We start from the raw sequence: 26,084 nt of genomic DNA on the forward strand, positions 1-26,084 counted from the left end.
GTGAACGAAACGCTGAAACCCAACTCGTTTCGCGCCGGTCCCGACGAGGACGGACGCTTCGGTATCTACGGAGGCCGCTTCGTTGCCGAAACACTGATGCCTTTGATCCTCGACCTGCAGGCCGAGTGGGAAAAAGCCAAGAATGATCCGGAGTTCAAGGCGGAGCTTGAGCATCTCAATACGCATTACACCGGACGCCCAAGCCCGATCTATTTTGCGGAGCGCCTGACGGCTGAGCTCGGCGGCGCGAAGATCTACTTCAAGCGTGACGAGTTGAACCACACCGGTTCGCACAAGATCAACAACTGCCTTGGCCAGATCCTGCTTGCCAAGCGCATGGGCAAGACACGCATCATTGCTGAAACCGGTGCCGGTCAGCACGGTGTGGCATCTGCAACGGTTGCCGCACGCTTTGGCATTCCTTGCGTGGTTTACATGGGCGCGACCGATGTGGAGCGCCAGGCGCCCAACGTGTTCCGCATGAAACTCCTTGGTGCGGAAGTTAAGCCGGTGACGGCAGGCCACGGCACGCTGAAGGACGCGATGAACGAGGCTTTGCGTGACTGGGTCACCAATGTCGACGACACCTATTACATGATCGGCACCGCTGCCGGCCCGCATCCTTATCCGGAAATGGTGCGAGAGTTCCAGTCGGTCATCGGCAAGGAATCGCGTGAGCAACTGCTGGCGCTGGAAGGCCGTTTGCCGGATATGCTTGTTGCAGCCGTTGGTGGCGGCTCCAATGCCATCGGTCTGTTCCATCCGTTTCTCGATGACACGAGCGTCAAGATCGTCGGCGTCGAAGCGGGCGGCAAGGGGCTGGAGGGCGAAGAGCATTGCGCTTCGCTAACCGCCGGTTCACCGGGCGTTCTGCATGGCAACCGGACCTATCTGTTGCAGGATGGTGACGGCCAGATCAAGGAAGGTCATTCGATCTCCGCCGGTCTCGATTATCCGGGCATCGGGCCTGAGCACTCCTGGCTGAAGGATGCCGGACGCGTCGAATATGTGCCGATCATGGACAATGAGGCACTCGACGCCTTCCAGATGCTGACGCGCACGGAAGGTATCATTCCGGCACTCGAGCCTAGCCACGCTTTGGCGGAAGTCATCAAGCGCGCGCCGAAGATGGGCAAGGACGAGATCATTCTGATGAATCTCTGTGGCCGCGGCGACAAGGACATTTTCACGGTCGGTAAAATTCTGGGAATGGGACTCTGATATGACTGCACGTATGGACAAGCGCTTTGCCGATCTGCGTGCGCAAAATCGTCCGGCCCTCGTAACCTATTTCATGGGCGGCGATCCGGACTTCGAAACCTCGCTCGGCATCATGAAGGCGCTGCCGGAAGCCGGTGCCGATGTCATCGAACTCGGCATGCCGTTTTCCGATCCGATGGCCGATGGCCCGGCGATCCAGATGGCTGGCCAGCGTGCGCTGAAAGGTGGACAGACGCTGGCAACGACGCTCGATCTCGCACGCGAATTCCGCAAGCAGGATGATGAAACGCCGATCGTGCTGATGGGTTACTACAATCCGATCTACATTTACGGCGTCGATAAGTTCCTGGACGATGCGCTGTCGGCTGGCATCGATGGACTGATCGTTGTCGATCTCCCGCCGGAGATGGATGACGAATTGTGCATTCCCGCAGTCCAGAAAGACGTCAACTTCATTCGTCTGGCAACGCCGACGACCGATGAGAAGCGGCTTCCAACCGTTCTGAAAAATACGTCGGGCTTCGTCTACTACGTTTCGATGAACGGCATCACCGGCTCGGCCTTGCCCGATCCATCGACGATTTCCGGTGCTGTCGAGCGGATCAAGTCGCATACGGATCTGCCTGTCTGCGTCGGCTTCGGCGTCAAGACTGCCGATCATGCCAAGGCAATCGGTGCGGTGGCGGATGGCGTCGTGGTCGGTTCGGCCATCGTCAACCAGATCGCGCTGAGCCTCACCAAGGATGGTAAGGCAACGAACGACACCGTGCCCGCGGTAACGACCTTGGTAAAGGGTCTTTCGACGGGCGTGCGTGCCTCGCGCGCATGACATCGGGGCGATATCAGGTCATGATCGACTTGAAATCGCCATTCTGATTTTGAATGTAAAAGAAGAAGAAGAGCGGAACTCGGTCGAAGTCGCAGAGATGCGTCGCCATTGCGCTCAACTGCTGCCGAATGATCGTCGGTTCAGCGGGGACAGTCAGGAGTAAAGAACGTGAACTGGATTACCAATTACGTACGCCCACGGATCAATTCCATGCTGGGCCGCCGCGATACCCCGGAAAATCTCTGGATCAAGTGCCCGGAAACTGGCGAGATGGTCTTCCACAAGGATCTGGAAGAGAACAAGTGGGTTATTCCCGCTTCCGGCTTCCACATGAAAATGCCGGCAAAGGCTCGTCTTGCCGATCTTTTCGATGGCGGTGAGTACGAAGCGCTTCCCCAGCCCAAGGTTGCGCAGGACCCCTTGAAGTTCCGCGATTCCAAGAAATATGCCGATCGCCTGCGCGACAGCCGCACAAAGACCGAGCAGGAAGACACGATTCTTGCAGGTGTGGGCAAGCTGCAAGGCCTGAAGATCGTCGCGGTCGTGCATGAGTTTCAGTTCATGGGTGGCTCGCTCGGTATTGCCGCAGGCGAAGCGATCGTGAAAGCGTTCGAGCGCGCCATCTCGGAACGCTGCCCGCTTGTCATGTTCCCCGCCTCTGGCGGCGCCCGCATGCAGGAAGGCATTCTTTCTCTGATGCAGCTCCCGCGTACGACCGTTGCGGTGAATATGCTGAAAGAAGCCGGCATGCCCTACATCGTCGTCCTCACTAACCCAACGACGGGTGGCGTAACGGCATCTTACGCCATGCTGGGTGACGTTCACATCGCCGAACCGGGCGCTGAAATCTGCTTCGCTGGGAAGCGCGTCATCGAACAGACCATCCGCGAAAAGCTCCCGGAGGGCTTCCAGACGTCCGAATACCTGTTGGATCACGGCATGGTGGACATGGTCGTCGATCGACACGCGATCCCGGACACACTCGCCGATCTCTTGAAGATCATGACGAAGGCACCGGCCAACGCATCTAAGGATACTCTGCCGTTGGCAGCCACGGCCTAAAGCCATCGAACGCGCTCCGGAGGGGTGGATGACGGATATGACGAAGCCTGAGATGAGCGAGGCGGACCGCATCATCGAAAGATTGATGCAGCTTCATCCCAAGGGCTTCGATCTGTCGCTGGACAGGATCACCCGCCTGCTCGAAAAGCTTGGCAACCCGCATAAGCGCTTGCCGCCCGTCATTCATGTGGCGGGTACCAATGGTAAGGGGTCAGTCACGGCCTTTAGTCGCGCGCTCCTGGAAGCCGCGGGTCTTTCTGTGCATGTTCACACGTCGCCGCACCTGGTCAACTGGAATGAGCGCTACCGCATCGGCGTCGCCGGTGCTCCCGGTCGGCTGGTAGAAGACGCCACGCTTGCCGATGCTTTGGCGCGCGTGGAAGCGGCCAATGAAGGCCAGCACATAACCGTCTTTGAAATCCTCACCGCCGTCACCTTCGTCCTCTTTGCCGAACAGCCGGCAGATGTCGTGGTTCTGGAAGTGGGTCTTGGCGGCCGCTTCGATGCGACCAATGTCATCTCCAATCCCGCCGTGTCGGTCATCATGCCGATTTCGCTCGATCATCAAGCCTATCTCGGCGATCGCGTCGAACTGATCGCGGCGGAAAAGGCAGGCATCGTGAAGACCGGATCGCCGGTCGTTATCGGCCATCAGGAATATGATGCGGCACTCGATGTGCTGATTGCCACTGCCGAGCGGCTGAAATGCCCGACGGCGGTCTACGGGCAGGATTTTTCCGCCCATGAAGAGCATGGCCGCATGGTTTATCAGGACGAGTTCAGCTTGGTCGACGCTCCGCTGCCGCGCCTGCCGGGCCGTCATCAATTGGGCAACGCCGCGGCTGCCATTCGTGCCGTCAAGGCGGCGGGATTCATCGTCACCGACCGCATGATCGAGAAGGCCATGACTTCGGTTGAATGGCCTGGCCGTCTGCAACGCATCACGCGTGGCCGCATCTTCGATCTCGCGCCAAAAGGCAGCGAAATCTGGATCGATGGCGGCCACAACCCTGGTGCCGGCGAAGTCATTGCCGAGGCTATGGCCGGTTTCGAAGAGAAGAGTGCCCGTCCGCTGGTGCTGATAGCGGGAATGATCAACACCAAGGATCAGGTGGGTTACTTCAAGGCCTTCGCAGGTATCGCTGAATACGTCTTCACTGTGCCCATCCACGGCTCGGATGCGGCAATAGATCCGGTCGTGTTGGCCCATGCCGTCTTCGATGCCGGGCTGACGGCGGCACCCACTTCATCGATTGAAGAGGCTCTGGAAGAATTGGGGAAGCGCCTCGATCCGGCCAAGCCCGCGCCACGAATCCTGATCGGCGGATCGCTTTATCTCGCGGGCAATGCCTTGGCGCTGAACGGCACCCCGCCGCAATAATGCGCGAATGATCTCACGAAAAAAGCCCGGCAGAGCCGGGCTTTTTACCTTGCGTATAGCAAACGATTAGGCGGCGCTGGAAATCCAGGCAGAAAGCGCGGTCTTGGGAGCAGCGCCAACCTTGATGTCGGCCACTTCGCCGCCCTTGAACATAGCAAGGGTAGGAATGGAACGAACGCCGAACTGAGCGGCAAGCTCAGGATTTTCGTCGATGTTCAGCTTTGCGACCTTGACCTTGCCGGAGAGTTCAGTTGCGATCTCTTCGAGGCTCGGTGCAATCATCTTGCACGGGCCACACCATTCCGCCCAGAAGTCCACGACGACGGGTTCGGCGGAGTCCAGAACTTCAGACTGGAAGTTGGAGGTATCGACTTTCACGGTAGCCATAATTGGCTCTCCTTTCAGTGAATCTGTTCGGCATTCATGTGATGCGGGAGGGACACTTTTTCAATGTCCGGTATCTCACTTTGTCGAGATGGCGGCAAGGGCTTGTGACAGTGCTTCTTCCTTGACCGTCACAAAGGATGCATTCTCCGTGTAGACCAGCGCGCAGGTAAAAGACTTGTCCGGATAAAGCGGTTTCAGGATTTCGCGATAGATCGCAAGCTGCGCGATATGGGAGAACGGGATGGCGTTCTCGTTGGCCGGTGGCACCCGGTTGGTCTTGTAGTCCACCAGAATGACGCGCCCGCCGTCTACTGCCAGCCTGTCGATGCGACCGGAAACGGCGAAATCCTGCCTGCCAAGACGCAAGGTTCCCATGATCGACACTTCCGCGCGACTGTTGACGGCAAAGGCGGGCTGGATTGCCGGTTCGGCAAGAACCGCAAGCGTGGTGCGGATCAGCCTTTCGCGTTCTCTGTCCGGCCAATGGTGTGCTGCACGCTCTGCATAGCGGCGGGCTGCATCTGCCCGCTCATGGTCAGGATATTCCGGCAGCGTCTGAAGCATCCGATGCACAAGCCGACCGCGTTGCAGCGCAAGGCCCGACGATGTTTCCGGCTTGGCAAAAAGCGGAGAGGTGATGAGAAGATCGTCCGCGCCGTCATCGACGATCGTTCCTGCACCGGAGGGGCTGAGTGGCCGAGGAAGGGCAGGGACCGGTGGCAGCGGTTGCATCAGCGACGCTGGAAGCGCCTCTGGGGTCAAACTCGGCACGGTATCTGCCTGAGCAATTGCTCTTGGAGCCTGTGCATTCATTCGCCACAGCAGACCGTCCCAAGCTTCGCCGCCCGCCTCGAACTGATAAGGCGCGCAGCGATTTTCGTCGGTGGCGAGCGCCCGCTTGATCATCTGGTGCCAGCAATCCGGATTTTCCTTCGGCCCACGATAACCGCAGACGATCAGATGGTCGGCAGCACGCGTCATGGCAACATAGAGAAGGCGGCGATACTCCTCTTCTGCTGCATCCCTCAAACGACTGTCGTCATGGTCGATCAGGCTATTGTCGAAACTCTTTCCGGGCAGCCAGACAGGAAAGGCGGCTCCCTTGGATTCAAGAAAGCGCAATCGCGGAACGTGGCTTGGAATGAAAGCCTTCGAGCCGCCATCGACCAGAAACACCACCGGCGCCTCAAGACCCTTGGAGGCGTGAACCGTCATGATGCGGACTTCGCCGCGCTCCTTGTCCTGCTCGCGCTTGATTTCCGGTGCATCGGTCTCCAGCACGGAAATGAAGGATTGCAGTCCGGGAAGGCCGGTCTTTTCATGAGCCAGTGCAAAGGAGAGAAACTCGTCTAGAACGTCGCTGGCTTCGTTACCAAGCCGGGCAAGGAAGCGTTTGCGGCCTTCATGTATGGTCAGCACCGCCGCGTAAAAATCATGGATCGTCGCGCTGCGGGAGAGGGCAATGAGGTTGGAAAGTGTTTTCAGCGTCCCAGCAAAACGACTGCCGTCCTCCTGCATGAAGTGTTGCAGGTGATCCCACACACTGGTTTTCTCCGGACGCTTGGCGACGAGATCGAAAATATCGTCTTCGTTGTGGTTAAAGAGGGGGCTTTTCAGCAGGGCGGAGAGCGAAAGATCATCCTGTGGGAGAAGCACGAAGCGTCCAAGCGCCAGAAGATCTTGAATGGCAATGTGGTCGGTCAGTCGCAACCGGTCGGCGCCGGCAACGGGAATGTCTTTGCGCTGCTTCAATTCGCGTGTCAGCGCGTTGACGAAAGCGTGGCGCTTGCGCACGAGAACAAGAATGTCTCCCGCCTCGATGAAGCGTTCCACGCCTTTCTCAATCACCGTTTCCGTGCCGATCATCGCCGCGATGCGCGCTGCGATCCGGCGCGCGACGATGGCGGGCGGGGCGCTTTCGCGCAGCGCGTCGAAGGGTGCCGTCCAGTCCTCCTCATCCTCCACCGGCTCGGCGGCGACCATATCCCACACTTCCACCGTTCCCGGCTGGCCGAGGCGGTTGGAACGGTGCTCAACGGGCTCGTTGTCGGCGCTGAGACCCGCGGCATTTTCGGGCAGGGAGAAGACCTGATCCACCGCAGCCAGCACATCCGCCGTGGAACGGAAGGATAGCGGCAGGCGGACCGGATGAAATGTCTGCTGGACGGCAGTCACACGCCGTGCCGTCTCCTCACGCTCTTGAGAAAATCGCTCCGGCCTGGCGCCCTGAAAGGAATAGATGGACTGCTTTTCATCCCCCACCGCAAACAGCGTGCGCTGACCGGCGCGCGCCGTTTCGCCATGAAAGAAATCCGCCGCCAGCGATTGGATGATCGACCATTGCACCGGGCTGGTATCCTGCGCCTCATCGACGAGAATATGGTCGATACCCTGATCCAGCTTGTAATGCACCCAGGCGCCCGCCGTATCACGGTTGAGAAGGGTGGCTGCGCGCTCGATCAGATCCTCGAAATCGAGCTGGCTGCGCTGCTTCTTCAAATCCTCGAAATCGCCGATCAGCCGGTCTGCCAGCGTCAAAGCATGCCGGGTTGCCTCCAACATGCGCAATGTCCGGTACCGGTCGCGGCAGGCAACGACATGGGTGCGTGCAAGCGTCAGGTCGTCCAGAAGATTGGGCGCTGCCGTCTGCATCGCCTTGTTGATGACAAAGGCATCGGATTTGCGCTCACCCTTCTGGGTCAGGAGGGCGCTTTCGATAAAGGCGATGCGCTTGAAGACATCCGTCTCTCTCGCTGCTTCCCTCAGCGCATAGGATACTTCATGGGTACGCGCGCCGCCCTTTTCGTCGGAGAGCGCCAGATAGGTATCGAGCGAAAGACCGGACAGACCCGGAAGTGGCCAATAGGCGATAGCAGTTGTCTCAAGTGTTTCACTCGCGCCGATGCCTGCATGGCGTCGAAGCGCCGCATCGATCCCACCGGTGCGGACGGCCTCTTCGAGAAAACCACGCAGAGGGTTACGATTGGCCACGATGGCGCTCAGCAGCGCTTCCAGTCCAGTCTCATCGGAAAGATCCAGCACATAGGCGAGCGCCTGTGCCAGTGGCGTGTCGCGCTCCAGAGAAACGGCGGTCAACAGGCTGCGGCGTGCTTCGGCAAGCAAGCTGCTCGCAGCGCGATCATCCAGAACCGAGAAGTGACCGGCAACGTTCGCTTCCAGCGGAAACTGGTGTAGCAGCGCTTCGCAGAAGGCGTGGATCGTTTGTATTTTCAATCCGCCCGGCGTTTCCAGCGCCTTGGCAAAGAGGCGTCGCGCCTCCTTCAGCTTGATTGCATCCGGCATCCGCCCTTCGATGGAGGCGATGCGCTCTTTCAAGGCCGCGTCGGAAAGCGTTGCCCAATCCGCGAGGCGATCAAAGACGCGGCTGGACATTTCCGATGCGGCAGCCTTGGTATAGGTCAGGCAGAGGATGGCCGACGGACGGCAACCCGCCAGCAACAGACGGATTACCCGCTGCGTCAAGACATGCGTCTTGCCCGAGCCCGCATTGGCCGACACCCATGCCGAGCTTTTCGGATCTGACGCACGGGTCTGCTGCTGTGTTGTCCAGTCGATCCAGGCATTGGGCTCGTCGCGCGCCGGGCCGTGATCAAGCGCCCGTTCGGCGGCGTATTCGAAAAGATCATTCGCCATCGCCATCTCCCGGTTCTGCGGTGGACCATTCGGAAACGCGCGCCAGATGGTCGTATTCGCCACCATAGGATTGCTGTTCTTCCGGGATCAGCCGCGACACGAACCCATTCTTTCCCTCGCGTAACGCCTTGATGAACTTGGTCAGTTGGTCGATGGAATCCGTTGCCAGCTCCACTGCGCTCTTCGGCACGGTCTTCGCGGTAGCCTTTGTGTTTTCGTTGTTCACGACATCAGTACCGAAGCGTTCTCCGGGCCGAAGGCGCACATAGATTAGATCTTCTGGCGTCGGCGTGCCAGTATCGCGGAAAGCGCCACGCATCAGCGCTGCGGCTTCCAGCGATAATTGTGGGTCGAGCAGGGACCGGGCTTGTTTCACGGTCGGCGAAAGTCCGGTCTTGTAATCGACGATATCCGCCTTGCCATTGGTCTTGATATCGATCCGGTCGGCTACGCCCGTCAGTCGGATACCGGCTTCGGGAATTTCCTGTCCGGCGCGGGCCTCCACATAGGAGCGGCGCACCAGAGGACGGCGATCCTTCTCCCAGTTGAGAAACTCCCGCGCCACCGCGACGAAGCGCGGTCGCCAGACAATATCGATATGTGCGGGCAGATTTTCCTCATCGAAACACGCGTTCAATACGCGCATCATCGCGTTTTCCGATGCGGGTGTACCGGGCACATGGTCTTCGCGCGAATAAAGTTCGATGATGCGGTGGTAGAGCGTGCCGCGATCGGCAGCGCCAGGATCACGGTTGAACTCGTCCAGCGGATCGAGCTTCAGAATGCGCCGGGCATAGATAGAATAAGGATCACGACGCAGCCGCCCGACTTCGCTGAAAGAGTAGCTCTTCGGTTGCAGATCGGCAGGCGGGGTCGGAGAAGGTCGCCGGGCTGCATCCTGAGTGTTACCTTCGTCCAGCATGGCGGCCCAATGCCGATAGGATTCACCTTTGCGTTTAAGTGTCTTGGCCAGCTCGTCGCCACCGAGCGCCAACAGCCTTTGCAGCCAGCGTGACGCAACGGCAGGTGTCGAACCCTGGCGCAACGCCCGGCTATAGATGATGTGGCGTGTACCATTTGCCATCTCGAAATCATGCGCGAGCTGTCCGATGCGCCGTTCCGGCGGCTCAAGCCCGATGGATGTTTTCATGCTGCGCGACAGGAAAGGATTGTTGGCGGTCTGACCCGGCCAGACCCCCTCGTTCAACCCGCCAATAATCACCGTATCGACACTCTGAAGGCGTGCCTCCAAAGCACCGAAGATGAAAACACGTGGATGACGCATGGCCCGTGGCTTGATCGATTCACCCGCGACAAAGGCCGCCACGATATCGATCCATTGTGGACCATCCGCCTCAAGCGCATTGCCACAGTCCAACAGCTCGGCAAAAAGACTGGATAGCTTTTCCCCTGCTTCACCAGACCAGAGGCTCGCCAGATCGCCCGCCTCATCAAGGCATATCGCCTCGATCACACGGCCCGACCGCTCCGCCCACTCGGCCAGCGTCAGTCGAGAGGTCAGCCGACCCCGGATCGGATCGCGGTGGATAAAGGCCTGTTCCAGCGGTTCTATGGCCGACCTGATGCGGTTTGCCAGATCGGCGGCAACGAGGCGCGCGTCCTCTGACAGAGCCGTGCGCCAATGCGGCGGATGACGGTCCTCAGCGTGAAGCGTGATCTGATGCGCCAGAAGTTCATCGAGAGTGCCGAGCGTTGTCTCTTCACGCCCACCACGCAGTGCCAGAAGCTCGAGCGCTGCCACAGCCTGCATGATTTGCTGCTCGCTCATACCAAAGCGGCAGAGCGGGTGCTTCAACAGCGAAATGACCGCCACCGGATCCCCCGGCCGCAAGATCGCTTCCAGCGCCAGTTGCAGAAGGCCGGCCTGTGGCGTCGCGGAGAGCGGCGTACCGGCGGAGTCGTCCGCTTCGATGCCGAAGCGGGCAAGTTCCGTCGCAACACGTCGGCCAAGTCCGCGATCTGGTGTGATGAGGGCTGCTTGCGAAGGTCCGTTCGCGCCAGGCTTTTCCAGCGCAAGCCGCAGCGCAATGGCGATAGCGGTGGCCTCTTCACGCTCGTTAGCTGCCTCTATCATCGAGGCTGCGGAAAAGGCATTTTGGAAGAAGTCCGCAGATTTATGAGCGCGCCATTCATTCCATTCGGCTGTTGCTCGCACCGGAGCAAGCGCAGTAGAAAAGACGGCAGCGCGGTTTTTCAGATCATCATCCACCGCACCGATCTGCTCCACATCGCGACGCAAAACGCCGAGCTTCTGCAACAGAATGAAGAGTCCATACTGAGAATGGGTTCGGCTTGCCGCGTCATCCGGCGCTTCATTGATCGCCTGCCACTGATCTTCAGGCATATCGCGGTCGAGACCGGGTAGCACGACAGTACCATGCGGCAGCGAGGCGACGGCGGCTATCAGATCCGCCGCAGCGGGAATGGAGCCGGTGGAACCGGCAACGATGATGGGATCGCTGCTGGCGCTCTTCTTCAGTCGTTCGGCTTCGGCGCGCAGAATGGCGTTGCGGTGACGCCCGGCAGAGGAGCGATTGAGTTCGGCAAGTCGGGCAGGCCAGAAGACGCTGGCAATCTTTAAAAAATCCGCCGTCAACTGCCACCACTGCGCATGATCGGCTGTATCGAGATCGGCGAGTGCCTCCCACTCCCGGTCTTCCGTGTCCATTGCGTCAATGACTTCGGAAAGCGCACGCGCCAGCCAGATGGCATCCGCCGGGCTTGCGGGTGCAACGAGCGGCGAATCGGAGTGGATGGCACGAATGGCGTCCGGCAGACTGTTTCGCCAGGCAAGGATTAGCCGCGCAAGCTCCACCAGCCGCGCCGTGCCGGAAATCGGGGGTGCAAGATCGATGGTCGCAGGCGTTTCGATATCGAAATAGCCGCTGTCGTCATCTGTCTCGCCAAGCGGTCGGATGACGGGCAGGATGGCCGAACGACCGCCGAGAATATCCACGAATTCGGAGCGCAGCACACGGGCCGAACGCCGTGTCGGCACATAGACCGTGACGCGGGCAAGCGACAGCGGATCGGCGGGATCGTAGGCAAAGTCCTTCACGAGTGCCCCGTCGCACAGGCTTTGCGCCAGGGTCTTAAGGAAGGGTGTTCCCGGCGCGATGGTCAGGATGCGTTTGGCATGCGCCAATGGTTCGACTTTCTATCAAGGATCAGTTGGCAGCGATGGTGCGCTCCGCATCCTCTATAGCATCCGGTGTGCCGACCGTAATCCATTGACCGTCGAGCATCACGCCATAAAGCCTGTTTTTTGCAATGGCACGATCGAAATAGATGTTGAGATTGAACGCGCCCTCTGGGGCGTCCTCCAGCAATCGCGAATCCATGGCAATCGCACCGGCATAGACGACCGGGTGCGGCTGGCCTTCCTGATACCGGGTCAGGTGACCATCTTCTGCGAAGTTGAAATCCTTCTTGCCGTTATGACCGGTCGTGCGATCCATATCGACGCAGAGCATCGCCATATCCATGCGGGCAGGATCGAAACCCGCCGCAAGTTTCTGCAGGTTGGTGGGAAGGTCTTGCTGTTCCCCGACCCAGAACAGATCCGCATTCATCACCAGCACCGGTCCAGGCGTTAGCAGTTTCAACCCTTTGGCAAGGCCGCCGCCGGAATTCATCAACCCCGCCCGCTCATCCGAGATCAGGATTTCGAGGTCGCGACGCGCTTCAAGATGTGTGACCATCTGGTCTGCATGGTGATGGACATTGATGGATACGGTCTCCACGCCGGCTTCGACCAGCAGATCGAGCACGTAATCGATCATCGATTTGCCGGCGATCTTTACAAGTGGCTTGGGGATCGTGTCGGTGATCGGGCGCATTCTCGTGCCGAGACCCGCCGCCAGAACCATCGCTTGTGTGATCGTCATGGGAAAAACTTCAATGAGAGTTGAGGTCTATGTCGGCGCGTGAAAACCAGTCGCGCAGCGGCGCAAGATCGGGGTGGTCCAATACGGCGCGCATATAGGTGAAGGTGCGCGGCATGTGCTTCATATAGCCCGGCTTGCCGTCGCGCTTCAAAAGCCGGACCCAAGCACCGACAAGTTTGCAGTTGCGTTGCGCCGCCATGATGGCGAAGGCTTTCAGAAACACGGGCTCATCGAAAGCAGGGTTTCTGCGGCGGATATCGAAATACCGCTCCATCATCCGTGCCTGCAGATCCGGGGGTATGGTGACGCGGGCATCCTGTACCAGAGAGGCCAGATCATAGGCTGTTGGACCGATCATCGCGTCCTGAAAGTCGATGATGCCGACGTTGCGAGGCGCTGGTCTATCCTGCTGCCAGATGATGTTCGGCGAATGAAAATCCCGCAGGACGAGCCCCGTTTCCACATCATCAAGCTTGGCGATCAACCGATCCCATACGGCGAAGAAATCCTGTCGCTTGGAGTCTTCGGTGGGCTTCCCGCCATTGATATACGGCAGGTACCAATCCAGCAGCAATGACGTCTCGATCTTCATCGCATCGGCATCGAAACGTGGAATGTCGTAACCAGTGCCATCAGGCAGAGGGATTGCCTCGGGCATCGTCTTTTCGTGCAGGATTGCCAGACAAGCAGCACTTTCGATGTAGCGCTCCTCAATCGGAGTGCCATCGGCATCCAGAACGCCTGCGCGTCCCATATCGCTCAAAAGCAGGATGCCTTCATCCATATCCAAGGCGAGGATTTCCGGCGGTGCGAAGCCCTCGCTCTTAAGATAAAGATCAAGCGCAACGAACGGCTCCACCGTGCGTGCAAGATGCACGATCTCCGAATAGGATTTGCCATTGTGAAGGGCGGGGCCGGGCGGCTGAGGCTGCCAGTCCATCAAGAGATATTGATCGTTATTATCGCGCACCAGTTCGTAGGTGCGATAGGCGGCGTCACCACTAAAATAGCGCCGGGTAGCACCCGACTTGCCATTCCGCTCCAGAAAGCGGCGAATGGCGAAGACCCGTTCAAGCCGCTCGATATTGCGTCGCGACCCTTCAATCACAGCGCGCCGGCCGCCTTGCTCATGCGTCAGACGTAGCAGAATCGTCGATGCTTTTGGCAGGACATCGCTTGCCATCTCCGGCCACTCGATCAGGCAGACGCCGTCGGACAGCATCTCGTCGATGCCTAGCTCATCCAGCTCGGACACGTCCGAGAGGCGGTATAGATCGAGATGCGCGACGGGAAAGCGAAGCGCATAGGATTGGACGATGGTAAAGGTCGGGCTCGGTACCTCAAGCTCGGCATCATCTGCAATCGCCCGGATCAGAGCGCGTGCCAGCGTCGATTTGCCGGCGCCAAGATCGCCCACGAGTGCAACGGCAGTGCCGGGTCTAACGGCAAGTGCCAACTCCTCACCGAGCCGGATGGTATCGGCTTCATCTGCAAGGAAGAGCGAGATGGAAAGCGTCTCGTCACTCATTCGGCGGCAATGGACTGCGGCTGATCGTGCGAGGGAATGCGGCAGGTTACGACGGTGCCTTCGCCGGGGCGGCTGTCCAGCGTAACGGTGCCGTGATGCAGGCTCACGAAGCTCTCGACAATGGAAAGGCCAAGCCCGGCACCCGTGCGCCGTCCACCCTGACCGCCGGTCGAAAAGCGATTGAAAACTGTTTTCAGCATGTCCTCGGGAATACCAGGACCTTCATCTGCGACGGAGAAAACGAAGTCGCCTTCGCTTCTTTGGCATGTCAGGCGGACTGCCGACCCTTCGGGCGCAAAATTCACGGCATTGGTCAGAAGCTTTAGCAGGATTTGCTTCAGCCGCTGGTGATCCGCGACGATGGAGCCGAGATGTGCAGGTGCGACGATTTCCAGAGAAACACTGCTTTCCTGCAACCGATCGGTGATCTGCACGGCCACATCATCCAGGAGCTCGTTCAGGTCGCTCTCTGAGTAATTCAGATGCATGATGCCCGCATCCACGGTAGCGAGATCGAGAATGTCGTTGACGATCGTCAGAAGCACCGAAGAAGAGGTCGAGATATGGTCCAGATATTCCGCCTGGCGATCGTTCAGCTCGCCCATGCCGGGCGTCTTGAGAAGATCGGTAAAGCCGATGATATTGGTCAGCGGCGATCGCAGCTCATAGGAAACATGCTGGACGAAATCGTTCTTCAACTCGTCGGCCTTGCGCAGTGCCTCGTTCTTTTCCTTCAAGGCGCGTTCGGCCCGCACGCTGTCCGTCATGTTGACGAAGGTCAGCATCGTCTGCGCGTCTGGTAGCGGGATCACCGCGTAATCGAGCACCAATCCGGAGAGAAGCTCAAGCGTTCCCTGTTTCGAGTGCCGCTCGTCGTCAAAACTGGTGATGAACTGCGCAAAGGCGCGCCATCCATCCGGTTTTTCATAGGACTGCGAGCATGCGGCCTCGATAGCGCGGATATGCTTGCCCGCTTCTGCCTCTTCTGCGGTAATAGCCCAGAGCGCCCGGAAAGCCGGATTCGACAAACGAATGCGCCCATCCGCGCCGAAAACCGCGACACCCTCGGCGAGATGATCGATGGTCTCACCTTGAACCTTGACGAGCGTATTATAGCGGGTCTGAAGATCGACCTGTTCGGTCAGGTTTTCGAACACCCAGGTGGCACCGCCCTGCGGATGCGCGGTGGCAATCACGCGCAACGTCTGACCGTTGGGCAGGTGCCAGAGGTCGGTCTGGGTGTCGAGTGCACGATAGACCGAAAGTGCGGTTTCTTTCCAGCTCTTCCAGCTGAGCTGCTCCGGCAGTTTGCCTGCGCTGCGAAGACGATCAAGAAGCTCGGAATTGCCGGGTTTCGATTCCAGGAAGACGAGATCCAATCCCCAAAGCCGCGAGAAGGCCTGATTGTAGAACTGCAGACGCTGTTCGCCGTCGAAGATCGCGACAGGCGTGCCCAGGTGATCGAGCGTTTCCGCATGGCTTTTCAGCGTGCGCTTCAACTCCTCGCGGATGGTCTCGGCATCGGACGCATCGATAGCAATCCCGGCAGAACCACCCGGTGTCTTGATATCGACCACGTCGAAGAAGGTGCGGTTGCCGGAAACAACAGTGGAGATCCGGTCGTGATAGGGCGATTCCGGCGTCGCGGTGGCGCGAATCTTCTGACGCGTCACCGTGTTCAGCAATTCGCGCTGTTCGGCGATTGCCTGCTGGGGCGTCGTGGCATCGACTGCAATCGCATAGGCATGGTTCACCCAGATCAGGGCGCCCTCATTGTTCCTGCGCCAGGCAGGTTGTTCGATGGAATCGAGAAGCTCCTGGAAAGTCGACATGGAGGAGAGCAGCCGCTCGCGCTCTACCCTCAACTCCGCCAGTTCGGCGCGCATGTTGTTGAGCGCGATGAAGCGGGCAAAAGCCTTGCCTCCCGACACGCGTCCCTGGACCTCGATGACTTCGCCACGCTGTGTTTCGATGGTGAGATCGAAGCTCTGCGCCTGGCTGCGCAGCATCTCGATTGCCTTTTCCAGAGGAGCGGCGGATGTTGGCCGAAGCCAGCGGCCAAAGGCCAGAAAGTCGCTATCGGCTGCTGGAACGCCAGTCTCAGGCGGCAACTGACCGAGGAATTCCGGTCGCTCGCCGGTTTCTTCCCAAATCACGATCCGGCGCGACTTGTCGGAAATCAGCGCCTCATACTTGGAAATCTTGTTCTGCGCCTCAGAAAGTGCCGTGCGGTACTCGTTGACCTCGGCTTCGATATTGCCGCGTTGGCGCACCAGCCAGACGATGGAAAACAGGGTCGCGGATACCACGCCGATAAAGATCGAGTAGGTGATGGTTTCGCCGGAAGAGAAGAGACGTCCGCCTCTCTGGATCAGTGCGCCGTCCTGCGCCTGGACCGCAGTGGCAAAAGTGCTCAAGGCAGTTCCGGCAAGAAGGCTGGAGACAGCGCGAATCTTGCGGCGCAGTGCGCCTGCAACCGTCGTCAGACAACTGCGCAGTCGCTCAGTGCCTGGCGTCTGATCGCCGCCGGTTTCCACGTCCTTTGTCACCCGCTGAAGCGAGTTTGCTTTTTTCACCGACATCCCCGGTCTGTCTCCGTCCTATGTGCCGCATCTTCGACAAGACATCCCATTTTCGCATGGGCATCCGCCCACACGAATCAAGTCTTGAGACAATACCGCCTCAGCAAATTTCCGGGAAGGGCGGGGCCAAAAAAGAAATCGCGGACTTTGTCAAGTCCGCGATACCTAGATGTGGTGTGTTTGATGTGGATATTAACTATGAAATCAATATCTGTAGTGTTCTGCCTTGAACGGACCCGTCTTGGACACGCCGATATAATCTGCCTGCGTGTCGGAAAGTTCGGTCAGCTTCACGCCAAGCTTTTCGAGGTGGAGGCGCGCGACCTTCTCGTCGAGGTGCTTCGGCAGCACGTATACGTCGTTCTTGTACTCGCCCTGCTTGGTGAAGAGTTCAATTTGACCGAGCACCTGGTTGGTAAAGGAGGCCGACATGACGAAGGAGGGGTGACCGGTGGCATTACCGAGGTTCAGCAGGCGGCCTTCCGACAGAAGGATCATGCGGTTGCCCTTGGCGAACTCGATCATATCGACCTGCGGCTTGATATTGGTCCACTTTAGGTTCTTCAGCGAAGCGACCTGAATTTCGTTATCGAAGTGACCGATATTGCCGACGATCGCCATGTCCTTCATCTCGCGCATATGCTCGATGCGGATGACGTCCTTGTTGCCGGTGGTGGTAATGAAAATGTCGGCGGAAGAAACGACGTCTTCCAGACGAACGACTTCAAAACCGTCCATGGCAGCCTGAAGCGCGCAGATCGGGTCGATTTCGGTGACCTTGACGCGTGCGCCGGCGCCCTGAAGCGAAGCAGCCGAACCCTTGCCTACATCGCCGTAACCGCAGACGACGGCAACCTTGCCGGCCATCATGACGTCGGTTGCGCGACGGATGCCGTCAACCAGCGATTCCTTGCAGCCATACTTGTTGTCGAACTTCGACTTGGTGACGCTGTCATTGACGTTGATCGCCGGGAAGGGAAGAAGGCCCTTCTTGCTGAGATCGTAGAGACGATGAACGCCTGTGGTTGTTTCTTCGGTCACGCCCTTAATGGCATCGCGCTGCTTGGTGAACCAGCCTGGGGACGCTTGAAGACGCTTCTTGATCTGGGCGAAAAGAATTTCTTCTTCTTCCGAGCCTGGGCTCGACAAAACGTCTTCGCCGGCTTCCGCGCGCGCGCCGAGCAGGATGTACATGGTGGCATCGCCGCCATCATCCAGGATCATGTTGGAGACGCCGCCGTCGGTCCACTGGAAAATCTTGTCGGTATATTCCCAATATTCGGTCAGGCTTTCACCCTTGACGGCAAAGACCGGAATGCCGGCAGCCGCGATCGCAGCGGCCGCGTGGTCCTGCGTCGAGAATATGTTGCACGATGCCCAACGAATATCGGCGCCCAGTTCCTTCAGAGTTTCGATCAGGACGGCGGTCTGGATCGTCATGTGCAGCGAGCCGGAGATGCGAGCGCCCTTGAGCGGCTTGCTCTGGCCAAATTCGCTGCGGCAAGCCATCAGGCCAGGCATTTCGGTTTCGGCAATGTCCAGTTCCTTGCGGCCGTAGTCGGCAAGGTTGATATCGGCGACGATGTAGTCCTTGTCAGTGCTCATAAAGATCTCCTGCTCAAAATTGGCAGGGAACCGTGCCGCTGCCTTGCAATTCAGGCTGCGTTTCTAACAGGCAAAGGCTCATCTGGCAATAATGATATAAAGAAGTCTTTATGTCTTTATATGATGGTTATCAAAGTTCTTCGCCGAATCGATCGGCAACCAGGGCCTCGAGTGCCGCGAGCGCCTGTTCTGCCTGATTGCCGCTCGCTTCCACCAGCACCGTACAGCCAGGGCTTGCAGCCAGCATCATGAGACCCATGATGGAGGTGCCGCCCACCGTCATGCCATCCTTGGAGACGGTAATGGCGGCATCGAAGGCCTCCACCATCTGCACGAACTTCGCGGAGGCGCGGGCATGGAGGCCGCGCTTATTGACGATCAGCAATTCCCGCGAAAGTGAGGACATGGGCGCTCTTCTTTATTTGCCGCTGAGAACGCGGCTGGCGACGTTGATATATTTGCGACCGGCGTCCGAGGCTTCCTGCAAGGCCTTGTCCATATTGTCTTCGCTGCGCACACCGGCAAGCTTGATCAACATAGGCAGATTGACACCCGCGATGACCTCCACGGTGCCGCTGCTCATTACCGAGATGGCGAGGTTTGAAGGCGTTCCGCCGAACATGTCTGTGAGGATAATGACGCCGTTGCCGTCATTGGCGCGCGCTACGGCATCGATAATATCCTGCCGTCGCTGATCCATGTCGTCCTCGGGACCAATGCACACGGTCTCGATCAACTTCTGAGGACCGACCACATGCTCTACCGCGTGACGAAATTCCTCAGCCAGCTTGCCATGAGTGACAAGCACTAGTCCGATCATGAAATGCTCCCTTACACACGCACTTGCCACCTGGACTTACGTTTGGTGTGCCGCCGTATCGCAATGCCGCAAACCTGTCCATCGGTGGGACCACATCTTGATGAGGAAAATGGGAAGCGCAAGCCCCCAAATGAGGGATTCTCGTTCACTTTCCCTTTGCTTTGAACAGATTTTGAGCAAGTGCAGCAAATTTTCCATAGGGCATGATGCTGGAAAGCGGAATCCGGAAGAGTGGTAGCCTGTTGCCGGTTGGCAGATCCAGCCACTCATTCTCCGGTGGCAGGCGAGGACTATCCTGGTGCAGAACGGTCGTTATCGCATAGTCCATCGTTGCCGACGGGATGCTGTTGAGTTCGATAATTCCGCTGCCGCGAAGTTCCAGAAGTCCTGCAATACGCTCCGGACGCGCGACCACCACACGGTCGTCTTTCGAAGAGAGCCAAAGCTGGTCGTCTGCGACGAGCGCTGTGGCGAGGCCACACCGTTTTGCCTCGGTCATGAAGCTGAAAGCAAGTTCGCTCTTGCCGCTGCCGGAAGGGCCGACGAAAAGCAGCCCGGTTCCATCGATCATGATGGCTGTTGCGTGGTAATTGATGCGGTCAGCGTTCATTTGTGTGTGCTGCGGGCAGCGATAGCGTGAAGCGAGCGCCGGAGATCACACCATATTTGTCGATAATGTTTTCCGCCTTCAGCGTGCCGCCATGGGCTTCGGCAATCTGCCGGCTGATCGAAAGACCCAAGCCCGAATTCTGACCAAAACCTTCGCTTGCTGGACGGTCGGTATAGAAGCGCTCGAAAATGCGGTCGATGTCTTCTGCCTGAATACCGGGACCATTGTCTTCGACGCGAACGAGGCAGCGATCCTTGTGCCGCAACAGATGGACGAAGATGCGCCCGCCATCCTGAGAGACGAAAGAGCGAGCGTTTTCTATCAGGTTGGTGACGATCTGGCCGAGGCGAAGATCGTGGCCATTGACGACGTAGCTCGTCTTCACGCCCGGCTTGTGGTCGACCACGTAGTCGATGGTGACGGCCTTCTTCTTGCTGGAGATCTGTCGCGAGATTTCCACAAGGCCGTTCAGCAGCACTTCGAGATCGACGGGCGAGGAGTCGGCGCGCGCCAGTTCCGCATCAAGACGCGATGCGTCTGAGATGTCGCTGATCAAGCGGTCCAGACGTCTAACGTCGTGGAAGATGATTTCTGTCAGGCGCTGCTTGGATTCGTCCGTCTTGGCACGGGGAAGTGTTTCGACCGCGCTGCGTAGCGATGTCAGCGGGTTCTTCAATTCATGGCTGACATCGGCGGCAAAACTCTCGATCGCGTCAATCCGGTCGTACAGCGCATTGGTCATCTCGCGAAGCGCAATAGAAAGGTTGCCGATTTCATCCTGACGGGCAGAGAAATCGGGGATCTCCTCGCGCGCTTTGGCGCCGCGACGCACGCGGATCGCGGCAGCCGAAAGACGGCGAAGCGGTGTCGCAATGGTAGAGGAGAGAAGGAGCGACAGAACGATGTTCACCAATGTCGCGATGCCAAAGACGCGCATGATCGCCAGTCGCTCGGCATGAACGATCTTGTCGATATCACCCGCCTGGGTGGACAGAAGCAGAACGCCAAGCACGGCGCGGAAGCGCTGCACCGGAACCGCCACCGAGACGATCAACTCGCCCTTTTCGGTGACGCGCACCACAGCGCCGCGAACACCCGTCAGTGCATTCATCACTTCCGGATAGATTGAACCGTCGCCGCCGGGCGTTTCCTTGTAAAGCGGCAGACTGCTGGGCTGCAGCATGCGATTGAAGAGGCTTGCAAACCATTCACCCCATGTCTGCGTTTCAGGCGTCACTGGCGGCAGGTCGTAGCGTAGCACCTGGCCACGCGAATAAAGATGGCGCGAATCGAGAAGCAGGTTCGCATCCGCATCGAAAAGGCGTGCGCGGGTACGGGTTGGCGAGATCAGCCGACGCAAAACCGGGGCAACACGCTCGGGATTGATCGGAAAGCTCAAGTCCTCGTCATTCGGCACCGGCGTGATGCTCTGGCCGGCCTGCAATTCGAGAAGCTTTTCCGGATTGATGGTGATCGAGTTGGTATCGACAGAGGCCGAGGCGGAGATCGCACCAGCGATGATTTCGCCCTGCGTCAGCAGGCTTTCGACGCGGGCATCGATCAGCCCTTCGCGAAATTGATTGAGGTAGAGAATGCCACCGACCAGAACCACGGTCGCCGCGACGTTGAAAAAGAGAATGCGGCGCGTCAGGCTGGAAAACACTGCATTGCCGAAGATACGCCGGATGATCGTCAGCGGATGAATCCGGTGCCGCCGGCCGCTTTCACGGTCGTCGGCATCGGAGCTTTCCGATGCGCTATCCTGCGTCTTGTTCAACAATTGCGTTCCTCAGCCCGCTTTCGCGGAATCATCGTCCGGCTTTAGGCCGCTTCGCGGAAGCGATAGCCCACGCCGTAAAGCGTTTCAATCATGTCGAAATCGTTGTCGACCAGTTTGAACTTCTTGCGCAGACGCTTGATATGGCTGTCGATGGTTCGGTCGTCGACATAGACCTGCTCGTCATAGGCGGCGTCCATCAGCGCGTCACGGCTTTTGACCACACCCGGGCGTTGCGCCAGCGAATGCAGGATCAGGAACTCGGTCACGGTCAGCGTCACCGGCTCTCCCTTCCAGGTGCAGGTATGGCGCTCCTGGTCCATGGCCAACTGTCCGCGTTCCAACGTTCTGGCTGCCTGATCGGCCGCAGTCTTCATCGGACTTGCGCCCGGTACTGCCGCCTCGCGGCTGCTGGCGCGACGAAGGATCGCCTTGACCCGTTCCACCAGAAGACGCTGCGAGAAAGGCTTTGTGATGAAGTCGTCGGCGCCCATCTTGAGGCCGAAGAGTTCGTCGATTTCCTCATCCTTGGATGTGAGGAAGATCACGGGAAGGTCGGACTTCTGCCGAAGGCGGCGCAACAGTTCCATACCGTCCATGCGCGGCATCTTGATATCGAAGATCGCCAGCTGCGGCGGGCGTGCAATCAGCCCGTCGAGGGCGGAAGCGCCATCGGTGTACGTTTCGACCTTATACCCTTCCGCTTCAAGCGCGATCGACACCGATGTCAGGATATTCCGGTCGTCGTCTACAAGCGCAATCGTCTGCATAAAGTTGGTCTCCATCGTCATTGCAATCTTTGCTCCCGACATTCACCCAGCCTAGGTTGTGCGCCGTGAACAAGTCTCATGAGTATAAAGGTGGAACAAATTGTGGCAAAGGCCAAGCCCTCAGAAAGCCCTGCTTTACAGGAGGATTTTCTAGACTGCGTCAAGAGTCGGGATTTGCGAGCGGACTAAACCGATTTAAAAAGGAATAAAATCTTTTAAATCGATTAATATATTGAAATTATTAGATATTTTCGGAGTGGCGTCTTGCCAATTGTTTTTCTTGCGGGTAGCTTCACTGAAAATTTGAACGGCTCGCATTCAGAAAAAGGGAACGCGCCATGAAAGAACTCGGAGTACACAATCCAGAAAACGGTGTGGCTGCACTTGGTCTGGGCGAAGCCGCGGTCGTGCATTACAACCTCATCGAAAGTGAGCTGTACGAAGAATCGATCCGCAATGGCGAAGCGGATGTGACGGTGGATGGCGCATTGCGCGCCGTGACCGGTCAACACACCGGCCGTTCGCCGAAAGACAAATTCGTGGTGCGAGATGCCCACACGGAAAACACCATCTGGTGGGATAACAACAAGCCACTGTCACCTGAGCATTTCGAAATCCTGCACAAGGATATGCTCGCGCATGCAGCCGGCAAGACGCTTTACGTCCAGGACCTCGTTGGCGGTGCCGATGAAGGGAATGCGCTGCCGACCCGCGTCATCACCGAGCTTGCCTGGCACGGCCTCTTCATTCGCAACCTGCTGATCCGCCCGGCGCGCGAGAAGCTGGCCTCGTTCAAGCAAAAGCTCACCATCATCAACTTGCCGAGCTTCAAGGCTGATCCGGCCCGCCATGGCGTGCGCACGGAAACGGTGATTGCCTGCGACCTGACCAAGGGCATCGTGCTCATCGGCGGCACGTCCTATGCCGGTGAAAACAAGAAGTCGGTCTTCACCGTCCTCAACTACCTGCTGCCTGCCAAGGGCGTGATGCCGATGCACTGCTCGGCCAATGTCGGCCCCGATGGCGATGCGGCTGTATTCTTCGGCCTGTCCGGCACCGGAAAGACCACACTGTCTGCCGATCCGGCCCGCACGCTCATCGGTGACGATGAGCACGGTTGGGGGGAGGATGGCATCTTCAATTTCGAAGGCGGCTGCTACGCCAAGGCGATCAAGCTTTCTGCCGAAGCAGAGCCTGAAATCTACGCGGCAACGCGTCGCTTCGGCACGGTTCTGGAAAACGTCGTTCTCGACGAAAACCGCGTTCCGGATTTCAACGACAATTCGCTGACGGAAAATACGCGTAGCGCTTACCCGCTGCACTTCATTCCCAACGCCTCGAAGACAGGCCTTGCAGGTCATCCGAAGACGATCATCATGCTGACGGCCGACGCCTTCGGCGTGCTGCCGCCGATCGCGCGTCTGACGCCGGAACAGGCCATGTACCACTTCCTCTCCGGCTACACCGCCAAGGTTGCCGGTACCGAAAAGGGAGTGACCGAGCCGGAAGCAACCTTCTCGACCTGCTTCGGCGCTCCCTTCATGCCGCGTCACCCGACGGAGTACGGCAACCTGCTGCGTGATCTGATTGCACAGCACGGCGTGGATTGCTGGCTGGTCAACACCGGCTGGACCGGTGGCGCCTATGGGATAGGCAAGCGCATGCCGATCAAGGCGACACGCGCCCTTCTGACCGCCGCACTGACCGGCGAGCTGAAGAACGCACAGTTCCGCACGGACGCGCATTTCGGCTTCGCTGTGCCAACCTCGCTCGAAGGCATCGACAACAGCATTCTCGACCCACGTTCGACCTGGGCCGATGGCGCTGCCTACGACGCGCAAGCCAAGAAGCTGGTCAACATGTTCGTCACGAACTTCACCAAGTTCGAAGACCACGTCGACAGCACCGTCCGCGACGCGGCTCCTGGCCTCCTGGCTGCCGCCGAATAAGCGGTCGATCTCTTCAAGATACGAAACCCGGCCTCGCGCCGGGTTTTTTGTTCGAAAAAGCATGATGCGTAGATCTAAAGAAAATTGAGCGTCCTTTGTGCGTCTAGAAAGACGCACGGCGCCCTATCAGTTCATTCCGGCGCTGGAAGCCTTCTCAACTGTTTTCATTCCACCGCATCTGTGCCATCACGCCTGCCGGAGAATGATATGGCAAGCGCGCCCCTTTATATCAGCAGCAGAATAACGATTGCCGGATGGGAACTGACGGAGCAATTCGTGCTGGCTGGTGGGCCGGGCGGACAGAATGTCAACAAGGTCTCTACCGCCGTTCAATTGTTCTTCAACATCACAACCTCGCCTGCGCTGTCGGACCGGATCAAAACCAATCTCGTCAAGCTCGGGGGACGGCGCGTCTCGAAAGAAGGTGTGCTGATGATCGAGGCCAGCCAGTTCCGCACTCAGGAGCGGAACCGGGAAGATGCGCGCGAGCGTCTAAAGGAGCTGATCCTCAAGGCAGCCGAGCCACCGCCGCCGCCGCGAAAAGCCACCAAGCCGACAAAGGGCTCCGTCGAGCGCAGGCTTAAAGCGAAATCAGGCCGGTCGAACGTCAAGAAGATGCGCGGCAAGCCGGGCCAGGACTAGCCATCGCACTCCGTCCCTGGAGTTACAGCTTTCTCAACGCCACCATGTCTATCAGATGGTTCTGGCCTTTTCGCAGGATCAGGTCGGCGCGTGGCCTTGTCGGCACGATATTCTCGCGCAGGTTTTTTAGGTTGATGTTTTCCCAGAGACCCTCGGCGATCGCCAGTGCCGCCGTTTCCGAAATCGAGGCGTAGCGATTGAAATAGGATGTCGGGTCGCGGAAGGCGGTCTTGCGCAGGTTCATGAAGCGGTTGACGTACCAGTTATGGATGATCATTTCGTCCGCATCGATATAGATCGAAAAATCAAAAAAGTCGGACACCATCGGCACGATCCGCCCGCCGGCTGGCAGGTTGCGTGCCTGCAAAACGTTGATGCCTTCGAAAATCAGAATGTCCGGTCGGTCGACAGTGGTGAATTCGCTGGGCAGCACGTCATAGACGAGGTGTGAATAGCGCGGCGCCTGGACGTTCGGCTGGCCAGCCTTGATGGCGGAAAGGAAGCGTAAAAGCGCGCCGATATCGTAGCTTTCCGGAAAGCCTTTGCGCTCCATCAGATTTTCGCGCCGCAACACCTCGTTCGGGTAAAGAAAGCCGTCCGTGGTGATCAGATCGACCTTTGGGCTGGAAGGCCAGCGCGCCAGAAGCTCTTTTAGAATACGCGCCGTGGTGGATTTTCCGACCGCCACAGAGCCCGCAATGCCGATGACGAAGGGCGTCTTGTTGACGTGTTCCATGTTGAGAAAGCGGTTGCGCTGCTCGAACAGCAGTTGCGACGCTTCCACATGGGATGAGAGCAGACGCGAAAGCGACAGATAGATACGCCGGACCTCGTCGAGATCGATCGGGTCATCGAGCGAGCGAAGACGCTTCACCTCGTCGGCGGAAAGCGTCAAAGGTGTGTCGGCGCGGAATTTCGACCACTCTTCGGAACTGAAGAAGTGATAGGGCGAATATTCATCCGGCCGGAAATGATCGAGCGTCGTTGGCATGCCTTGCTCCCCCCTGCGTGCCATCGTCGTCATGATTGAGGCCTTGATGCCTTTTCCTGCAATCCGGACTGACCGGTCCGTCTCTCCAGTTCCGCAAAGACGTCGGAAAGAGGGATGTCGGCGATCTTGAGGACCACGAGGAGGTGATAAAGCAGATCGGCTGCTTCGTCCGTCAGGTTCTTGCGATCGTTCGAGATCGCGGCAATCACTGTCTCGACTGCCTCTTCGCCGAGCTTCTTGGCGGCCTTGTTCTGACCGGCAGCGAACAGCTTCGCCGTCCAGGATTGATCCGGCGATGCATTGGCGCGTTCGGCAACGACACGCTCGAGATCGGAAAGGGAAAACCCGCTCATGCTGCTTGTCCTTTC

The 26,084-nt window shown here is 58.5% G+C and carries 20 protein-coding genes; 6 read left to right on the forward strand and 14 right to left on the reverse strand.

Going from position 1 to position 26,084, the window contains the following annotated elements; translation table 11 throughout:
* The 4 genes from trpB (at position 1) to ACQZ5M_RS13095 (ending at position 4,493) form a co-directional block, all read left to right on the forward strand.
* Entirely contained in the window at positions 1-1,221 is a 1,221-nt protein-coding gene (gene trpB, locus ACQZ5M_RS13080) for a tryptophan synthase subunit beta (protein ID WP_296016105.1), read from the forward strand.
* Between the two features lies 1 nt (position 1,222).
* Positions 1,223-2,050, forward strand: a complete 828-nt coding sequence (gene trpA, locus ACQZ5M_RS13085) for a tryptophan synthase subunit alpha (protein ID WP_296016103.1) — start codon at positions 1,223-1,225, stop codon at positions 2,048-2,050.
* 168 nt (positions 2,051-2,218) lie between these two features.
* Positions 2,219-3,112 carry an acetyl-CoA carboxylase, carboxyltransferase subunit beta gene (accD, locus tag ACQZ5M_RS13090; protein WP_449079937.1) on the forward strand — a complete coding sequence of 298 codons (894 nt, stop codon included), beginning with the start codon at positions 2,219-2,221 and terminating at the stop codon, positions 3,110-3,112.
* 37 nt (positions 3,113-3,149) lie between these two features.
* Complete coding sequence (locus tag ACQZ5M_RS13095; RefSeq protein WP_296016194.1) at positions 3,150-4,493, forward strand: bifunctional folylpolyglutamate synthase/dihydrofolate synthase; 1,344 nt, start codon at positions 3,150-3,152, stop codon at positions 4,491-4,493.
* 66 nt (positions 4,494-4,559) lie between these two features.
* Here the strand turns inward: ACQZ5M_RS13095 and trxA are convergent, their stop codons facing one another.
* The 12 genes from trxA to chvI form a co-directional block, all read right to left on the reverse strand.
* Positions 4,560-4,880, reverse strand: a complete 321-nt coding sequence (gene trxA / locus ACQZ5M_RS13100; RefSeq protein WP_296016098.1) for a thioredoxin — start codon at positions 4,878-4,880, stop codon at positions 4,560-4,562.
* A gap of 75 nt (positions 4,881-4,955) precedes the next feature.
* Entirely contained in the window at positions 4,956-8,534 is a 3,579-nt protein-coding gene (gene addA, locus ACQZ5M_RS13105; RefSeq protein ID WP_449079938.1) for a double-strand break repair helicase AddA, read from the reverse strand.
* Positions 8,524-11,700, reverse strand: coding sequence for a double-strand break repair protein AddB (gene addB, locus ACQZ5M_RS13110; protein ID WP_449079939.1), 3,177 nt, complete (start codon positions 11,698-11,700; stop codon positions 8,524-8,526). The genes addA and addB overlap by 11 nt, the downstream gene beginning before the upstream one ends.
* Positions 11,701-11,722: 22 nt before the next feature.
* Positions 11,723-12,442, reverse strand: coding sequence for a nucleotidyltransferase family protein (locus tag ACQZ5M_RS13115; RefSeq protein ID WP_296077854.1), 720 nt, complete (start codon positions 12,440-12,442; stop codon positions 11,723-11,725).
* Between the two features lie 10 nt (positions 12,443-12,452).
* Positions 12,453-13,970 carry a tRNA (adenosine(37)-N6)-threonylcarbamoyltransferase complex ATPase subunit type 1 TsaE gene (gene tsaE / locus ACQZ5M_RS13120; RefSeq protein ID WP_449079940.1) on the reverse strand — a complete coding sequence of 506 codons (1,518 nt, stop codon included), beginning with the start codon at positions 13,968-13,970 and terminating at the stop codon, positions 12,453-12,455.
* Entirely contained in the window at positions 13,967-16,552 is a 2,586-nt protein-coding gene (locus ACQZ5M_RS13125; protein WP_296077759.1) for a sensor histidine kinase, read from the reverse strand. Before ACQZ5M_RS13125 ends, tsaE begins: the two co-directional genes overlap by 4 nt.
* A gap of 204 nt (positions 16,553-16,756) precedes the next feature.
* On the reverse strand, positions 16,757-18,157 hold the full coding sequence (ahcY, locus tag ACQZ5M_RS13130) for an adenosylhomocysteinase (RefSeq protein ID WP_296081754.1): 1,401 nt from the start codon (positions 18,155-18,157) through the stop codon (positions 16,757-16,759).
* A 130-nt stretch (positions 18,158-18,287) separates the two neighbouring features.
* Positions 18,288-18,563 carry an HPr family phosphocarrier protein gene (locus ACQZ5M_RS13135; protein WP_296081752.1) on the reverse strand — a complete coding sequence of 92 codons (276 nt, stop codon included), beginning with the start codon at positions 18,561-18,563 and terminating at the stop codon, positions 18,288-18,290.
* A gap of 12 nt (positions 18,564-18,575) precedes the next feature.
* Complete coding sequence (locus ACQZ5M_RS13140) at positions 18,576-18,977, reverse strand: PTS sugar transporter subunit IIA (RefSeq protein ID WP_449079941.1); 402 nt, start codon at positions 18,975-18,977, stop codon at positions 18,576-18,578.
* Positions 18,978-19,122: 145 nt separating this feature from the next.
* On the reverse strand, positions 19,123-19,587 hold the full coding sequence (locus ACQZ5M_RS13145; protein ID WP_296081750.1) for an HPr kinase/phosphorylase: 465 nt from the start codon (positions 19,585-19,587) through the stop codon (positions 19,123-19,125).
* On the reverse strand, positions 19,577-21,364 hold the full coding sequence (locus ACQZ5M_RS13150; protein WP_449079942.1) for a stimulus-sensing domain-containing protein: 1,788 nt from the start codon (positions 21,362-21,364) through the stop codon (positions 19,577-19,579). The genes ACQZ5M_RS13145 and ACQZ5M_RS13150 overlap by 11 nt, the downstream gene beginning before the upstream one ends.
* 44 nt (positions 21,365-21,408) lie before the next feature.
* On the reverse strand, positions 21,409-22,134 hold the full coding sequence (gene chvI / locus ACQZ5M_RS13155; protein ID WP_296016191.1) for a two-component system response regulator ChvI: 726 nt from the start codon (positions 22,132-22,134) through the stop codon (positions 21,409-21,411).
* 338 nt (positions 22,135-22,472) lie between these two features.
* Between chvI and ACQZ5M_RS13160 the strand changes: the two genes are divergently transcribed.
* Together ACQZ5M_RS13160 and arfB are read left to right on the forward strand one after the other, a co-directional pair.
* On the forward strand, positions 22,473-24,083 hold the full coding sequence (locus ACQZ5M_RS13160) for a phosphoenolpyruvate carboxykinase (RefSeq protein WP_449079943.1): 1,611 nt from the start codon (positions 22,473-22,475) through the stop codon (positions 24,081-24,083).
* A gap of 207 nt (positions 24,084-24,290) precedes the next feature.
* Positions 24,291-24,725, forward strand: coding sequence for an alternative ribosome rescue aminoacyl-tRNA hydrolase ArfB (gene arfB / locus ACQZ5M_RS13165; protein WP_296081745.1), 435 nt, complete (start codon positions 24,291-24,293; stop codon positions 24,723-24,725).
* A 22-nt stretch (positions 24,726-24,747) separates the two neighbouring features.
* On the opposite strand, the gene coaA is transcribed toward arfB, so the two are convergent.
* Positions 24,748-25,740 (reverse strand): type I pantothenate kinase, encoded by a 993-nt coding sequence (gene coaA / locus ACQZ5M_RS13170; protein ID WP_449079962.1) that lies wholly within the window; start codon positions 25,738-25,740, stop codon positions 24,748-24,750.
* A 5-nt stretch (positions 25,741-25,745) separates the two neighbouring features.
* Positions 25,746-26,069: a phosphoribosyl-ATP diphosphatase gene (locus ACQZ5M_RS13175; protein WP_449079944.1), complete on the reverse strand. Its 324-nt coding sequence runs from the start codon at positions 26,067-26,069 to the stop codon at positions 25,746-25,748.
* Positions 26,070-26,084 lie beyond the last annotated feature (15 nt).

It is taken from the genome of Rhizobium sp. 22-785-1 (genome assembly GCF_053521965.1).

Bases quoted from the DNA above. Each gene is read 5' to 3' on its own strand.
- trpA (WP_296016103.1), top strand. From the start codon at position 1,223: ATGACTGCACGTATGGACAAGCGCTTTGCCGATCTGCGTGCGCAAAAT.
- coaA (WP_449079962.1), bottom strand. From the start codon at position 25,740: ATGGCACGCAGGGGGGAGCAAGGCATGCCAACGACGCTCGATCATTTC.
- ACQZ5M_RS13115 (WP_296077854.1), bottom strand. From the start codon at position 12,442: ATGACGATCACACAAGCGATGGTTCTGGCGGCGGGTCTCGGCACGAGA.
- ACQZ5M_RS13140 (WP_449079941.1), bottom strand. From the start codon at position 18,977: ATGATCGGACTAGTGCTTGTCACTCATGGCAAGCTGGCTGAGGAATTT.
- ACQZ5M_RS13135 (WP_296081752.1), bottom strand. From the start codon at position 18,563: ATGTCCTCACTTTCGCGGGAATTGCTGATCGTCAATAAGCGCGGCCTC.
- ACQZ5M_RS13125 (WP_296077759.1), bottom strand. From the start codon at position 16,552: ATGTCGGTGAAAAAAGCAAACTCGCTTCAGCGGGTGACAAAGGACGTG.
- ahcY (WP_296081754.1), bottom strand. From the start codon at position 18,157: ATGAGCACTGACAAGGACTACATCGTCGCCGATATCAACCTTGCCGAC.
- ACQZ5M_RS13160 (WP_449079943.1), top strand. From the start codon at position 22,473: ATGAAAGAACTCGGAGTACACAATCCAGAAAACGGTGTGGCTGCACTT.
- chvI (WP_296016191.1), bottom strand. From the start codon at position 22,134: ATGCAGACGATTGCGCTTGTAGACGACGACCGGAATATCCTGACATCG.
- ACQZ5M_RS13145 (WP_296081750.1), bottom strand. From the start codon at position 19,587: ATGAACGCTGACCGCATCAATTACCACGCAACAGCCATCATGATCGAT.
- ACQZ5M_RS13175 (WP_449079944.1), bottom strand. From the start codon at position 26,069: ATGAGCGGGTTTTCCCTTTCCGATCTCGAGCGTGTCGTTGCCGAACGC.
- ACQZ5M_RS13095 (WP_296016194.1), top strand. From the start codon at position 3,150: ATGACGAAGCCTGAGATGAGCGAGGCGGACCGCATCATCGAAAGATTG.
- tsaE (WP_449079940.1), bottom strand. From the start codon at position 13,970: ATGAGTGACGAGACGCTTTCCATCTCGCTCTTCCTTGCAGATGAAGCC.
- trxA (WP_296016098.1), bottom strand. From the start codon at position 4,880: ATGGCTACCGTGAAAGTCGATACCTCCAACTTCCAGTCTGAAGTTCTG.
- arfB (WP_296081745.1), top strand. From the start codon at position 24,291: ATGGCAAGCGCGCCCCTTTATATCAGCAGCAGAATAACGATTGCCGGA.
- addA (WP_449079938.1), bottom strand. From the start codon at position 8,534: ATGGCGAATGATCTTTTCGAATACGCCGCCGAACGGGCGCTTGATCAC.